Annotated in this window: 16 protein-coding genes; 4 read left to right on the forward strand and 12 right to left on the reverse strand. The window is 72.4% G+C overall.

Annotated elements, in window-relative coordinates; genetic code table 11:
• From L2I40_RS08615 to L2I40_RS08630, 4 genes are all read left to right on the forward strand, one after another.
• The coding region (locus L2I40_RS08615; RefSeq protein ID WP_237214497.1) for an aldolase/citrate lyase family protein at positions 1-533 on the forward strand (533 nt) is incomplete at its 5' end.
• Positions 534-623: 90 nt separating this feature from the next.
• Positions 624-1,241 carry a hypothetical protein gene (locus tag L2I40_RS08620; RefSeq protein ID WP_237214498.1) on the forward strand — a complete coding sequence of 206 codons (618 nt, stop codon included), beginning with the start codon at positions 624-626 and terminating at the stop codon, positions 1,239-1,241.
• Entirely contained in the window at positions 1,222-1,896 is a 675-nt protein-coding gene (locus L2I40_RS08625) for an endonuclease/exonuclease/phosphatase family protein (protein WP_237214499.1), read from the forward strand. Before L2I40_RS08620 ends, L2I40_RS08625 begins: the two co-directional genes overlap by 20 nt.
• Positions 1,897-2,036: 140 nt before the next feature.
• The gene (locus L2I40_RS08630) at positions 2,037-2,405 is read left to right on the forward strand and encodes a response regulator (protein ID WP_237214500.1); all 369 of its coding nucleotides are present in this window, start codon (positions 2,037-2,039) and stop codon (positions 2,403-2,405) included.
• 6 nt (positions 2,406-2,411) lie between these two features.
• On the opposite strand, the gene L2I40_RS08635 is transcribed toward L2I40_RS08630, so the two are convergent.
• The 12 genes from L2I40_RS08635 to L2I40_RS08690 all read right to left on the reverse strand — a co-directional run bounded on the left by L2I40_RS08635 (position 2,412) and on the right by L2I40_RS08690 (position 13,863).
• Positions 2,412-3,755 carry a class-II fumarase/aspartase family protein gene (locus L2I40_RS08635; protein ID WP_237214501.1) on the reverse strand — a complete coding sequence of 448 codons (1,344 nt, stop codon included), beginning with the start codon at positions 3,753-3,755 and terminating at the stop codon, positions 2,412-2,414.
• 1 nt (position 3,756) lies between these two features.
• On the reverse strand, positions 3,757-4,299 hold the full coding sequence (gene pcaG, locus L2I40_RS08640) for a protocatechuate 3,4-dioxygenase subunit alpha (RefSeq protein WP_237214502.1): 543 nt from the start codon (positions 4,297-4,299) through the stop codon (positions 3,757-3,759).
• A 4-nt stretch (positions 4,300-4,303) separates the two neighbouring features.
• Complete coding sequence (gene pcaH, locus L2I40_RS08645; protein ID WP_237214503.1) at positions 4,304-5,008, reverse strand: protocatechuate 3,4-dioxygenase subunit beta; 705 nt, start codon at positions 5,006-5,008, stop codon at positions 4,304-4,306.
• Positions 5,005-6,159, reverse strand: coding sequence for a bifunctional 3-oxoadipate enol-lactonase/4-carboxymuconolactone decarboxylase PcaDC (pcaDC, locus tag L2I40_RS08650; protein ID WP_237214504.1), 1,155 nt, complete (start codon positions 6,157-6,159; stop codon positions 5,005-5,007). Before pcaDC ends, pcaH begins: the two co-directional genes overlap by 4 nt.
• A gap of 22 nt (positions 6,160-6,181) precedes the next feature.
• Positions 6,182-7,390, reverse strand: a complete 1,209-nt coding sequence (gene pcaF, locus L2I40_RS08655) for a 3-oxoadipyl-CoA thiolase (RefSeq protein ID WP_237214505.1) — start codon at positions 7,388-7,390, stop codon at positions 6,182-6,184.
• A 49-nt stretch (positions 7,391-7,439) separates the two neighbouring features.
• Complete coding sequence (locus tag L2I40_RS08660; RefSeq protein WP_237214506.1) at positions 7,440-8,762, reverse strand: TRAP transporter large permease; 1,323 nt, start codon at positions 8,760-8,762, stop codon at positions 7,440-7,442.
• On the reverse strand, positions 8,762-9,181 hold the full coding sequence (locus tag L2I40_RS08665; RefSeq protein WP_237214507.1) for a TRAP transporter small permease: 420 nt from the start codon (positions 9,179-9,181) through the stop codon (positions 8,762-8,764). The genes L2I40_RS08660 and L2I40_RS08665 overlap by 1 nt, the downstream gene beginning before the upstream one ends.
• A gap of 101 nt (positions 9,182-9,282) precedes the next feature.
• Entirely contained in the window at positions 9,283-10,332 is a 1,050-nt protein-coding gene (locus L2I40_RS08670; RefSeq protein WP_237214508.1) for a TRAP transporter substrate-binding protein, read from the reverse strand.
• 77 nt (positions 10,333-10,409) lie between these two features.
• Positions 10,410-11,027, reverse strand: a complete 618-nt coding sequence (locus L2I40_RS08675) for a 2-dehydro-3-deoxy-6-phosphogalactonate aldolase (protein ID WP_237214509.1) — start codon at positions 11,025-11,027, stop codon at positions 10,410-10,412.
• Positions 11,018-11,899 carry a 2-dehydro-3-deoxygalactonokinase gene (locus L2I40_RS08680; protein ID WP_237214510.1) on the reverse strand — a complete coding sequence of 294 codons (882 nt, stop codon included), beginning with the start codon at positions 11,897-11,899 and terminating at the stop codon, positions 11,018-11,020. Before L2I40_RS08680 ends, L2I40_RS08675 begins: the two co-directional genes overlap by 10 nt.
• A gap of 259 nt (positions 11,900-12,158) precedes the next feature.
• Positions 12,159-13,064 carry an ABC transporter permease gene (locus tag L2I40_RS08685; protein ID WP_308116420.1) on the reverse strand — a complete coding sequence of 302 codons (906 nt, stop codon included), beginning with the start codon at positions 13,062-13,064 and terminating at the stop codon, positions 12,159-12,161.
• Positions 13,057-13,863 carry an ABC transporter ATP-binding protein gene (locus tag L2I40_RS08690; protein ID WP_237214511.1) on the reverse strand — a complete coding sequence of 269 codons (807 nt, stop codon included), beginning with the start codon at positions 13,861-13,863 and terminating at the stop codon, positions 13,057-13,059. The genes L2I40_RS08685 and L2I40_RS08690 overlap by 8 nt, the downstream gene beginning before the upstream one ends.
• Positions 13,864-14,070: the final 207 nt, after the last annotated feature.

The raw sequence follows: 14,070 nt of genomic DNA on the forward strand, positions 1-14,070 counted from the left end.
AGGCGGCCGAGGAGGTGTCCGTCGTCCGCCGTGCCCTGGCGCGCGCACCCCGGCCGGTGCCGCTCGTCGCGCTGATCGAGAGCGCGGCGGGGCTGGCGCGCGCCGCCGCGATCGCGGCCGAGGAGGGCTGCGTCGCGCTCGGCTTCGGCGGCGTCGACCTCGCGGCCGATCTCGGCTGCGAGCCGGCCTGGGAGCCATTGCTGGCCCATCGTGCGGCCCTGGTGGCGGCGGCCGCGCGGGCCGGTCGGGCGCTGTTCGACGTGCCCTTCCTGGACCTGGCGGACGAGGCGGGGCTGGCGGCGGAATGCCGCCGCGTGCGGGCGCTCGGCTTCACCGGGAAGCTCGCCATCCACCCGCGCCAACTGCCGGGCCTCCACGCCGCCTTCACCCCGTCCGAGGGGGAGGTCGAGCGTGCGCGGCGCATCGTGGCGGCGATCGAGGCGGCGTCGGGCGGCGTCTGCGTGGTGGATGGGAAGATGGTGGACGCACCTGTCCATCGCGCCGCGCTGCGGGTGCTGGCCCGCGCCGGGTGACGATGCCGCCGCCGCTCGCCGGGGCGTGACAACGGCGGCTGCCGGAGCGCGGGGGCGACTTTCGCTGCAGATCCGCGTTGCTGGCGGGCGATGGATACCAACCCCGACATCCGCGCGGGCAGCCCGGACGGCCTCTCCCATTCCGACGCTCGGGTCCATTGGTCCGCATGGGTTGCCCTGGCCGTGCTCGTGCTCGCCGCGGCCTGGTTCCGGAGCATCGACAAGGGCAATGCCGCCGGCGCGACGCTGCTCGGCGCGGCGGGATGCCTCGCGCTCATCCTTCCGCCGCGCGAGCGGATGCGCGCGCTGCCGTGGCGGGTCCGCGCTTTCCCTCGGCATCTCGACAGCCTGCCCGTGTTCGCGACCCTGCTCAGTGCGCCGGGCTACGGCCTGAACTGGTTCCACGGCGTCAATCCCTATGACGAGGTCGTCCACTTGCTGAGCGGCGCGCTGGCGGGCGTGGCGCTGGCCGCGCTGGTCGGCGCGGATGGGCGGTCGCGCCGCATTGACCGAATGCTCCGCCTCGGGCTCGCCGCCGGCTTCGCCATGTCCGTCGTATGGGAGGGCTTCGAATGGGCGGTCGGCATCGTGGGGGACTGGCGCGACACCTGGACGGACGTGGCGCTGACGACCGTTGGCGTCGTGCTGGCCTGCGTGCTTGCGTCCCGCCCATCGGTCGTGCGGGCGGATGCGGGTCGCGACCTATAACGTCCATCGCGGCCTCGACCTCCGCGGCTGGCCACGTCCGGAGCCGATGCGGCGGGTGATCGTGATGCTCGGCGCCGAGATCGTCGCCTTGCAGGAGGCGCTCTCCTGGCGCCGCGGGCGGGACCTCATCGGGCTCGAGGAGCTGGCGCTGAGCGCCGGCCTGGTGGCGGTGCCGGTGGCGGGCGCGCCCGGCTGGCGAGGCAACGTCCTGCTCGTCCGGCGCGGGATCCGCTTACTGCATGCGGAGGGCCTGCCGATCGGTGGGTGGGAGCCGCGTGGCGCGATCCTGGCGGAGTTGCAGTTGGCGCATGGGATGCTGCGCGTCGTCGGGACGCATCTGAGCCTCCGCCGCGGGACGCGCAGGCACCAGGCCATGCTGCTGCTCGACGCCATCCGGCGGCGACCCTGCATGCCGACCGTGCTGCTGGGCGACCTGAATGAATGGCGGGCCGGCCAGGGCGCGCTCGGCGTGCTGGAGCCGGTATTCGGCCGAGCGCCGCGGTCGCTGACCTTTCCGGCACCGCGGCCGCTGCTGTCGCTCGACCGCATCCTCGGCGACCGCCCGGGCCTGGTCCGCGACATCGCACCGCACGACGCCGCGCCCGCGCGGCGGGCCTCGGATCACCTGCCGCTGGTGGGGCGGATCGTGCTCTGACGCCGATGCACGCCGCATCACCAGACGGGCAGGACATGGACCGTGAACGCTTCTGCAACCGCGCTCACGCAACTGTCATGTGCGCCGCCGCGTCAGGAGCGCACCTTGCGCGGCGCCGGGCAGGAAAGGCCATGCGGCTGATGGACGATACACGCTTGCTTCTGCTGGTCGAGGACGATCCCTTGGTCCGCTCGACCCTGGCGGAAGCCCTGACCGGCGCGGGATTCGAGGTGCTCGAGGCGGAAACGGCCGAAGCGGCGCTCGACATGGTGGCGCAGCGCGACGACCTGTCCGTGCTCTTCACCGACATCAACCTGCCGGGCGCGGACGGCTTTGCGCTCGCCCGCGCGGCGCGCCGGCTGCGGCCGAAGCTGCCGGTGGTCTATGCCTCGGGCCGCTTTCGCGAGCCCGACGCGCGGCGCGCCCTGCCTGGCGCGGCCTTCCTCGCGAAGCCCTTCAGCTTCGCCTGTGCGCTCCGCACCCTCGACCGCGCCATCGAGGACCGGTGAGGCACGTCACAGGCGGGCAAGCACCGCGTCGGTGAAGGCTTTCGCCGAGCCGAGATAGCCGGCGAGATCCGTCAGCCGCGCGATGCCTGCGGCATCCAGCACCGCCGTCACGCGCGGCTCGCGCGCCAGCGCGTCGCGCAGGTGAAGCCCCTGGGCGATGGCCGCCTCGCAGGCATGGTGGACGACGTCATGGGCGACGCCACGGCCGAGATGGGGCGCGAGGCCCATCATCACCGCCTCCGACATGATGAGCCCGCCGCCGGCATCCAGGTTTCGGCGCATGCGCGCGGCATCCACCACCAGCCCTTCGGCGATCGGGATCAGCGTCGCCAGCGCACCATGCGTCAGCAGCAGCGCCTGGCCGAGCGCCAGCTGCTCCAGCTGCATCGCGCCCGCGCCGCGCTCGTGCTCGTGCAGCATGGCGCCGAGCAGTTGCGGCACCAGCGCCTGCGCGCCGCGCGCCTGCACGATCACGTATTCGCAGCCTATCGGGTTGCGCTTCTGCGGCATGGTGGAACTGCCGCCCTTGCCGGGCGCGGCGGGCTCCGACGCCTCGCCGACCTCGGATTGCATCAGCCACAGGATGTCACTGGCGGGCTTGGCGAGCGCGCCGCCGAGCAGCCCGCACCAGCAGCCGAGCTCCGCGATGCCGTCGCGCGCGACGTGCCAGGGAATGGCGGGCAGGGGCAGGGCCAGCTCCCCGGCGAGCTCGGCCGCGACGCGCGGTCCGTCCGTGCCGAGCGAGGCCAGCGTGCCGACCGCGCCGCCGAACTGCAGCCGCAGCACCCGCGGGCGGAGCTGCACGAGCCGCTCGCGCATGGTGATCAGCGGATCGAGCCAGAGTGCGACCTTGTAGCCGAAGGTGATGGGCAGCGCCTGCTGCGCATGGGTGCGCCCTGCCATCACCGTCCCCCGATGCGCGCGCGCCAGCGCCGCCAGCGCAGCGATCAGGCGGTCGAGGTCGGCGCCCATCAGGTCGAGCGCGGCGCGCAGCTGGAGCACCAGCGCGGTGTCGAGGATGTCCTGCGTCGTCGCGCCGTAATGCGTCCAGCGCCCGGCCTCGGGCCCTGCCAGCGCCGAGAGTTGCTTCACGAGGCCGACGGTCGGGAAGCCCATGTTCCGCGTCGCGGCGGCGAGCGCGGCCATGTCCAGCCGGTCCACATCCGCCGCCGCACTGATGGCTTCGGCCGCCGCGGCCGGGATCAGCCCGAGCCGCGCCTGGGCGCGCGCCAGCGCCGCCTCGACCTCCAGCATGCGGGCCAGCGCCCCGCGCTCGTCCAGGATCGCCCGCATCGCGTCGGAGCCGTAGACGGCGCCGAGCACGGCGCCGTCGGCAGGGTTCACCGCCATCTCAGACGTCCAGGAAGACGGTCTCGCCCTCGCCCTGCAGGCGGATGTCGAGGCGCCAGGCGCCGTCGCCCTGCGGCGTCGCCACCAGCGTGGCGCGACGTGCCGGATCCTCGACCATGTTCAGCACCGGGTCGGTCGCGTTCAGCACCTCGCCCTCGAAATAGGCGCGGGTCACGAGGTGCGTCATGAGCCCGCGGGCGAAGATCGCGATCTCGATGTGCGGCGCCTGCATCGCATTGCCGCGGCCGGGCACGGGGCCGGGCTTCAGCGTCACGAAGCGGAACTCGCCTTCCGCATTGCTCGCGCAGCGGCCGAAGCCGCTGAAGCCCTTCTCGTACTCGCCATCGGGGCCGGCCTGCCAGATCTCGACCAGCGCGTCGGTCACCGGCGCGCCGTCGCCGTCGGTGATGCGGCCGGTGAGCGTCACGCGCTCGCCCGGCACACCCTCGTTGCCCGAACCGGGACGGAGCAGGTCCGCCCATTCGGGGAAGTCGATCATGTGCCAGTAGGGACCGGCGGTCTGCGAGGCCGTGGCAGGGATCATGGCGTCACGCCTTCTCGAAGGGCGTGGCCTCGCGGCCGCGCAGCACGATGTCGAAGCGATACCCGAGCGCCCATTCCGGCTTGGTGATCTGCAGGTCGAACTTGCTCACCAGCCGCTCGCGTGCCGCCTTGTCGGGGGTGGCGTGGAAGATCGGGTCGAGTTCCAGCAGCGGGTCGCCGGGGAAGTACATCTGCGTGATCATGCGCTGCGCGAAACCGGCGCCGTGCAGGCCGAAATGGATGTGGATCGGCCGCCAGGCGTTCCAGTGGTTCCGCCAAGGATAGGCGCCGGGCTTGATGCTGAGGAAGGAATAGCGCCCGTCCTCGTCGGTGAAGATGCGCGCCCGGCCCTCGAAATTCGGGTCGAGGGGCGCGTCGTGCTGGTCGCGCGGATGGTGGTAGCGGCCCGAGGCATTGGCCTGCCAGACCTCGACCATCACGCCGCGCTGCGGGCGACCGTCCTCGTCGGTGATGCGGCCCGCCACGATGATGCGCTCGCCCAGCGCGCCCTTGCCGTTCACCTGGCTCATATCGGCCTGGACCGGGTAGCGGTCCGGCGACATGCGCGGCGCCGAGGTCTCGGTCAGCGTGTGCGGGATGCGGAGCAGCGGCTGCTTCGGATGGCGCTTGTGCGTGCTGCCATAGGCCGGCGCGTCGAGCGGCGGCTGCGTTCCGGGCAGGGGCCGGCGATAGGCTGTCGGGTCGGTCACGATGCTTCCTCCGCGAGGATGCGCCTGGCGATCTTGATCGCCGAATTGGCGGCCGGCGCGCCGGCATAGGCGCCGACCTGCAGCAGCAGTTCGGCGATCTCCTCGTTCGTCACGCCGGTGTTGCGGGAGCCGCGCAGGTGCAGCTCGAACTCCTCATGCTTGCCCATCGCGGCGGTCACGGCGAGCACGAGCATGCTGCGCTGATGCCGCGTCAGCCCGTGGCGCGTCCAGACGCGGCCCCAGATGTTCGCGGTGATCCAGTCCTGGAAGGCGGCATCGAGCGGCGTCGCATTGGCCATGGAGCGTGCGACATGCGCCTCGCCGAGCGTCGCGCGCCGCACCGCGAGCCCGCCCTCCATCCCGTGCGGCGGCAGCAGCCCGTCGAGGTGGTCGAGCAGCGCGGCCGTCACTGCCTCCGCCTGCTCGAGGTTCGGCAGATGCGCCGCTTCGGGGATCACCACCAGCTTCGCGCCCGGGATCATGTCGCGCAGCGCCTCAGCCGCGGCCGGTGGGGTCGCGACGTCTCGGTCGCCCACCACCACGGTCGTCGGGCAGGCGATGCGGCCGGCGACATCGGCGGCACGCGCATCGCGCAGCGCCGCGGCGCAGCCGGCATAGCCCGCCGGGTCGGTCGCCAGCAGCATCCGTCGCAGGCCCTGCGAGGAGGCGAGCGAGGGATCGACCACCCAGCGCGGCATCACCATGTCGACCAGGCCGCGCATCCCCTCGCTCTCGACGATGCCGATGCGCTGCTGCCAGCCATCGGGGGGCGGGAACTCGGCGGCGGTGTCCACCAGGGCGAGCGAGGCGACGCGCTCCGGCGCCTCGGCCGCCATCTGCTGCGCGATGCGGCCGCCGATCGAGACGCCGACCACATGCGCGCGCTGGATGCCGAGCGCATCGAGCAGCGCGAGCGCGTCGCGCGCCAGCAGCGACATGGAATAGGCGCCCGGCGTCACGCCCGAGAGGCCGTGGCCGCGCAGGTCCATCCGGATGACGCGCCGGTTGCGCGCGACGGCGGCCGCCTGCGGGTCGAACAGGTGCAGGTTGGTGCCGATGGAATGCAGCATCAGCACGGGCGGCATGTCCGCCGTGGGCGGCGGGCCCTCGACCAGGGCGTGGAAGCAGCAATCGCCGAGCTGCAGGAACATGTGGCCCCTCCCGCCTGTGCGGCTACACGCGCTCCAGCACCATGGCGATGCCCTGGCCGACGCCGATGCACATCGTCACGAGCGCATACTTCTCCTGCCGGCGATGCAGCTCGGCGACCGCCGTCTGCACCAGCCGTGCGCCGCTCATGCCGAGGGGGTGACCAAGGGCGATGGCGCCGCCATTCGGGTTCACATGCTCCGCGTCGTCGGGCAGGCCGAGGTCCCGGGTAACGGCCAGAGCCTGGGCGGCGAAGGCCTCGTTCAGTTCGATCACCGCGATGTCGGAGAGCTTCAGGCCCGCCTTCTCCAGCACGCGGCGCGTGGCCGGCGCCGGGCCGAAGCCCATGATGCGCGGCGCGACGCCGGCGGTCGCCGTCGCGACCACGCGGGCGCGCGGCGTCAGGCCGTGACGCCTTGCAGCGCCCTCGCTCGCGACCAGGATCGCGCAGGCGCCGTCGTTCACGCCGGAGGCGTTGCCCGCCGTCACGCTGCCGCCTTCCTTGCGGAAGGGGGTGGCCAGCTTCGCCAGCGCCTCGAGCGTCGTGTCGGGGCGCGGATGCTCGTCCGCGTCCACGACGAGCGGGTCGCCCTTGCGGCGGGGGATCGTCACCGGGACGATCTCCTCCTTGAAGCGGCCCGACGCCATCGCCTTGCCGGCGCGCTGCTGCGACCGCCAGGCGAAGGCGTCCTGGTCGGCGCGCGAGATCTGGAACTCCTGCGCGACGTTCTCGGCCGTCTCCGGCATGGAATCGATGCCGTACTGCGCCTTCATCCTCGGGTTCACGAAGCGCCACCCGATGGTGGTGTCGTAGATCTCGGCGGAGCGGCTGAACGCCTCCTGTGCCTTGCCCATCACGAAGGGCGCGCGCGTCATGCTCTCGACGCCGCCGGCCAGCATGAGGTCGGCCTCGCCGGCCTTGATGGCGCGCGCCGCGATGCCGACCGCGTCCATGCCCGAGCCGCAGAGCCGGTTCACCGTGCTGCCGGGGATGCTGTCCGGCAGGCCCGCCAGCAGCAGCGCCATGCGGGCGACGTTGCGGTTGTCCTCGCCGGCCTGGTTGGCGCAGCCATAGATCACGTCCTCGACCGCAGCCCAGTCGAGTTTCGGGTTGCGCTCCATCAGCGCCTTGATCGGCACCGCGCCGAGGTCGTCGGTGCGGACCTCCTTCAGCGCGCCGCCGTAGCGGCCGATCGGGGTGCGGGCGGCGTCGCAGACGAAGGCGTCAGCCATGGCAGTGTCCTCCTCGTGCCGCCGGGTTTCCCCCCGGCGCGGGCGCGCGTCAACTGAGCGCCCGGACCAGCCAGAGCGAGAGGGCGGGGAAGGCGACCAGCAGCCCGAGGCGGATCAGGTCCATCCCCAGGAAGGGCAGCACGCCGCGATAGGTGCGCGCGATCGGCACGTCGCGGGCCAGGCCGGAGACGACGAAGACGTTGAGCCCGATCGGCGGCGCCGTCAGCCCGATCCCGACCACGACGAGCACCAGGATGCCGAACCAGATCGCCGTCTCCTCCGTCGTCAGGCCGAAGTCGAGCGCGGTGACGACGGGGAAGAAGACCGGCAGCGTCAGCAGGATCATCGCCAGCTCGTCCATCACCGCGCCGAGCACGATATAGGCGGCCAGCAGCAGCAGCAGCACGCCGTAGGGCGGGAAGTCCTGCTCGCTGATCCACATCGCCAGCAGGTCGGGCGCCTGCGAGAGGGCGAGGAAGGCGTTGAAGACCTCGGCGCCGAGAAGGATGGCGAAGATCATCGCCGTCGTCTCGGCGGTGGCGAGCAGGCTTTCCTTGATGTGGCGCGCCCTCAGCGTGCCGCGCAGCACGCCGACGGCGAGCGTCGCGATGCAGCCGACGGCAGCGCTCTCGGTCGGCGTGAAGATGCCGCCATAGATGCCGCCCACCACCACCACCGCGATCAGCAGCACGGGGATCACATTGAGGAAGGCTTCGCGCCGCTCGGCCGCGCTCGGCACCGCGCCCGGTGGGGCGAGATGCGGCTTGAGGCGCACCAGGACGGCGATGGCGAGGATGTAGAGGGCGGTCGCAATGAGCCCGGGGATCAGCGCGGCCATGAAGAGCTTGGCGATGTTCTGCTCGGTGCTGATCGCATAGACGACGAGGATGACGGAGGGCGGGATCAGGATGCCGAGGGTTCCGCCCACCGCGATGGTGCCGGTCGAGAAGCCGGCATCGTAGTTATAGCGGCGCAGTTCCGGCAGCGCGGCGCGGCCGAAGGTGGCCGTGGTCGCGACCGAGCTGCCGCAGACCGCGCCGAAGCAGGCGCAGGCGCCGATCACGCCCATCGCCATGCCGCCCGGCTTGCGCCCGATCAGCGCATTCGCCGCGGCGAAGAGATCGCGCGCGAGGCCTCCGCGCTCGGCCAGCGCGCCCATCAGGATGAAGAGCGGGATGACCGAAAGGGTGTAGTTCGCGAACAGGTGGTAGGGCGTGGTCTTGAGGTAGTTGCCGAGCGCGGCCCAGTCGAGGATGTGGACGTAGCCGCCCATGCCGACGAGCAGCATGGCCAGTCCGACCGGCGCGCGGATCGCGATGAGGCCGAGCAGCACGGCGAAGCCGGTCGCGGCGAGGGCGAATTCGGGCGCCATCAGCGGCGGAGGCCCAGCAGGCGCGGCACCCACCACAGCGCGGCGAGCGCGGTCGCGGCGAAGCAGAGCGCGCCGATGGCGATCGCCCACCAATAGGGAAGGGCGAGGAGGCCGATGGTGCGCGTGCCGCTGCGCCAAGTGTCCCACGCCCCGACGGTCACGCGCTCCGCCAGCCAGAGCGTCACGGCGGCCCATACCAGCATCCAGGCGGCGTCCACGATGCCGTTCACGCGCGCGGGCAGCCAGGCGGTGAAGCTGTCCACGATGATGTTGGCCTTGGCGAGCGTGCCATAGGCGAAGAAGCCGAACACGCCGACGCCGGCGGCGATCGAGACGATCTCGAAGTCGCCCTTGATGGGCTGGCCGCCGAGCCAGCGCAGCAGGACCGAGACCGTCGTGACGCCGCCGGCGACCAGCAAGGCCGCGCCCCCGAGGAAGGCGAGGGCGCGGGCCAGCGCGGCAATCGGTCCGCGCGGCGCTGCCGCGACGGGCCCTTGCGGGCCCGCTTGTGTCGTCTCGCTCAGCCTGCCGCCCCGGCGTTCTGCGCGATCAGGCGCTGCGCATCCGCCAGCAGCGCGGCGCCGTCGATGTTGCGCTCGCGCATGGCCGCGATCCAGGCATCCACGACCGGCCGGCACGCCGCCATCCAGCGCTGCTTCTCGGCTTCGGTGATCGAGATGATCTGGTTGTCGCGCCGGCGCTCGACCATCTGGCGCACCACCGGGCCCTGCTCGTCCCAGACGCGCGCGGCCATCTCGGCCGCGGCGAGGCCGGAATTGGCGTCGAGCACGGCCTTCAGCTCGGCCGGCAGCGCGGCGTAGCGCGCGGGATTCATCGCGAGGATGAAGGTGGTCGAGTAGAAGGTCGGGTTGCCGGGGATCTCGGTGTGGTGGCGCACCAGCTCCTGCAGGCGGATGGAGGGAACGACCTCCCACGGCACCACCGCGCCGTCGATGACGCGCTGGCTGAGCGCCTCGGGCACCTGCGGCACCGGCAGGCCGATCGGCGCAGCGCCGAGGGCGCGCAGCGCCTCGCCCGCCTGGCGCGTCGGGAAGCGCAGCTTCAGGCCGCGCAGGTCCTCGAGCGTGCGGACCTCCTTGTTGGCATGGACCACGCCGCCGTCATGCGCCCAGACGGTGATCGGATGCACCTCGCGGAACTCGTCGCGCAGGTGCCGGTCGTAGAAGGCCCAGGTCGCGCGGGCGTTCGGCCCCGCAAGGCGGTTCGCCACGAAGGGCAGCTCGAAGACCTCGATGCGGGGGAAGCGGCCGGGCGTGTTGCCGGGCAGCGTCCAGATGATGTCGGCGACGCCGTCGCGCGCCTGATCGTAGAGCTGCGGCGGCGCGCCGCCGAGCTGCATGGAGGGGAAGATCTGGATCCGCAGCCGGTTCTGGCTCTCGGTCGCGATCTTCTGCGCCCAGGGCTGCAGGAAGTGGCGATGCACGTTGGACACGGCCGGTAGGAAGTGGTGCAGGCGCAGCGTGACCTCCTGCGCCGAGGCCGGGCGAACCAGCGCGGGGGCCGCGAGGCCGGCGGCACCGGCCAGCAGGAGCGAGCGACGTTCGATCATCTGTTTGCCTCCCTGGGCGCCTGGCGCCTCACAACCGGAATAAGCGCGGGGCACCGCTTCATCAAGCGGCGTCGGACTCAGCCGGCGGTGGCCGCAACCGCCGCGCGAGCCTTCCCCGCCACCGCCACCGCGTCGTCGCCCGGCCGGTAGATCGCGCTGCCGAGCCCGAAGCCCGCCGCGCCGGCGGCGCGCCAGGGCGCCATGTTCGTCGCGTCCACGCCGCCGACCGGCAGGATCATCGTGCCCTTCGGCAGCACGGCGAGCAGCGCCTTCAGCATGGCCGGGGAGGCGCCCTCGGCCGGGAAGAGCTTCAGCGCGTCGGCCCCGGCCTTGAGCAGCGCGAAGGCCTCGGCGGGCGTGAAGAAGCCCGGCACGGCGAACATCCCCGCCGCCTTGGCGGCGCGCACGACATCGGGATCGGCATGCGGCGTGACGACGAGGCGGCCGCCGGCCGCCGCGATGCGCGCGCAGTCGGCGGGGTCGAGCACGGTGCCGGCGCCGACCAGCGCGGCGTTGCCGACACGCGCGGCGAGGCGCCGGATGCTCTCGAGCGGCTCGGGCGAGTTCAGCGGCACCTCGATCACCGCGATGCCCTCGGCGACCAGCGCCGCGCCGATCGCCTCGACCTCGTCGGGCCGCACGCCGCGCAGGATGGCGACCAGCGGGCAGCGCGCCAGCCACGCCTTCAGGTCCATCCGAGGCTCCGTCCGATGTGGTGCAGGCCGGCGGCTACCAGGTCGGGGTCGTGTGTGCGGACCGCGACGCCGGCGATGCGCAGCGCCTCCGCATAGAGCGCGGCGAGGCCGGCCGCGCCGACCAGGTCCACCTGAGCCGCGCGCGTCTCCGCCAGCGCGGCGGAGATCTCGTGGCCGATCAGCAGGCCGGAGAGGTAGCTGCGCGTCTCGGCCTGCTCCAGCCGGTCCATCAGGTGCAGGGTGCGCGCGCCGAAGAGGTGGTGCAGCAGGCCGCCGGGCTGGCCGGCGCGCCGCACGCCGCGCGCGAAGGCCTCCGGCCGCTCCGGTCCCTCGGCGCTCGTGCGCGCCAGGATGGTGTGCTGCGAGACCGCGGCGAAGACCTCGCCCGTCATGTGGGTGGTGAAATGCGCGACGCGGTCGGATTCGAGCCGCGCCCATTTGCTGTGCGTGCCGGGCAGGCAGGCCAGCGCGTCGTCCAGCCGCGTTGCCAGCGCGACCAGCTTTGTCTCCTCGCCGCGCATCACGTCGGGGATCCCGGAGGCGTCCTCGGTGGTGAGGCCCGGCACCAGCCGGACCTCGGCGCCGTCGAAGGGGACCGGGATGGTCGCGGCGGCGATCTCGGCGGGGCCGGCCGGGCAGCGGAGATAGGGCGCCTCCACCCAGCCCTGGCGGCTGCCGACCATGCCGCAGAGCAGGACCCGGGTCTCGCCGGCCGCGAGCCAGGGGCCGATCGCCTCGCGCAGCGCATCGGGGAAGCAGCCCGCAGGGACCGTGAGGATGCCGCCCGGCCGGTCGAGCCGGTCCGCGACCGCGCCGCCCGCCTCGATGCGGTAGGCGCGCAGGCTGGTGGTGCCCCAATCGACGCCGATCATGCCGTCCCCAACGTTGCCTCCGGCTCCGGGATGCCCTGGCGGCGGCGGGGAGTCCACGGGGCGGCGCCGCGTCGCCGCCGCACTTTATCGCTTTGGCACCTTGTCGCTTTGGCACCTTGTCGCTTTGGCCGGGCGGCTTCGGACAAATCCCCGACCCCGGATGCGAAACGGCCGGCTGCCCCGATCGAGGGACAGCCGGCCGCCGTGTGGCAGTCAGCCTAGCGCCGCGCCAGGCGGCGAGGGAAGCGAAATCGCCGGCTCAGGCGCCGCCGAACTTCACCTGCCCCTGGTCGTTCTGGCCGCGCGTCGCCCAGCCCGTGACGCGGCTTTCGAGCGTGACGGCGCAGACATACATCGTGACACCCATGATCGCCGTGACCATCAGCCCGGCGAAGACCAGCGGCACGTCGAAGCGGGACGACGCCAGGATCATGAGGTGGCCGATGCCTTTGTTCGCCGCGACCGTCTCCGCGATGATCGAGCCGACGAAGGCGACCGTGATCGAGATCTTCAGCGAGGCGAAGAAGAAGGGCATCGCCCGCGGCAGGCCGACCTTCCTGATGATGTCGGTGTGCCGGGCGCCGAGCGCGCGCAGCACGTCGCGCAGCTCCGGCTCGACCGTCGCGATGCCGGTCGCGACGTTCACCACGATCGGGAAGAAGCTGATCAGGAAGGCGGTGATCACCGCTGGCACGGTGCCGATGCCGAACCAGATCACCAGGATCGGCACCACCGCGACCTTCGGGATGGAGTTGAAGCCGATCAGCAGCGGGTAGAGCCCGTGATAGAGCAGGGTGGAGCTGCCGATCGCGACGCCGAGCAGCAGGCCGAAGACGATTGCGAAGCCGAAGCCGACCAGCGTGGTGAACAGCGTCTGCCAGGAATTGTCGAGCAGCGGCTTCCACCACTTCATCATGCTGGCCGCGATGTCGGTCGGCGCGGGCAGGACGAATTGCGGCACGTCGAAGGCCTGGACCGCCGCCTCCCACACTACGAACATGCCGACGATCACCATCCAGGGCAGCCACGCCTGCAGGCGGCGACGGCGGCGTGCGGCGGCGGCCATGGCCTCCAGCCGGCGCATCGCCTCGGGGGACATGCCGTTGGCGCCGGCGGCCGTGCCGGCGGAAGCCGGACGGATCACGGCGGAGGTGTCGTCAGGCATTCGCGACCTCCTCGCCCTTGCGGGCGGCGCTGATCCACTCGCGCAGGTCGTGCACGAGGGAGGTGAATTCGGGCGTGTAGGTGGTCTCGAGCGTGCGCGGGCGGGGGAAGTCCACGATGCGCTCGGCGATGATCCGCCCGGGGCGGGAGGACATCACCAGCACCCGGTCGGCGAGGTAGGCGGCCTCGCGCAGGTCGTGGGTGACGAGGATCACCGTCGGCCGGCGCACCATCCAGAGCTCCTGCAGCACCGACCACAGATCCTCGCGGGTGAAGACGTCGAGCGCGGCGAAGGGCTCGTCGAGCATCAGCAGCGCGGGCTCGTGGATCAGCGCGCGGCAGAGGCTGGCGCGCTGCTGCATGCCGCCCGAGAGCTGCCAGGGGAACTTCGCCTCGAAGCCGGCCAGCCCGACCAGGGCGAGGAGGTCCTTCGCCTGCTTCTCGTACTGCGCGCGCTTCGCGCGGAGCTGGCGGCGATGCGGCTCCACCACCTCGAGCGGCAGCATCACGTTGTCCAGGATGTTCCGCCAGGGCAGCAGGGTCGGGTTCTGGAAGGCCATCCCGGCGATGGAGAGCGGCCCCGCCACCTCCTGCCCGGCGACCACGACATTGCCGGCGGTGGCGGGCCAAAGGCCGGTGACGAGCCGCATCAGCGTGGACTTGCCGCAGCCCGAAGGGCCGACGACGGCGATGAACTCGCCCTTGGCGACGTTCAGGGTGGTCCCCTGCAGCGCCAGGGTCCCCTCCACTCCGCCGTAGCGCATGGCGACGTCGGCGATCTCGACGAATGGGCGTTCCATGCCTCTCCCCTGGATCGGTGCGGGCACATCTGCGGCACCGGACCGCTCCGACGCAAGACGCGCGCCATGCCGCGATACTGTGCTGCGATGCAGCAAGGCGCCTTCCCTGCTCCTTTTGCGGGCGGCGCTGCCTATCGCATGGGCGGGGCCGGCGCGGCCAGGACCGCGGCGCAGGCGGCCGGCAGGCGCGGCGGCGGGGCCGGCCTC

Origin of the sequence: Falsiroseomonas oryziterrae, assembly GCF_021864505.1 — a bacterium.
In the GTDB taxonomy this organism is placed as follows: Bacteria; Pseudomonadota; Alphaproteobacteria; order Acetobacterales; family Acetobacteraceae; genus Falsiroseomonas; species Falsiroseomonas oryziterrae.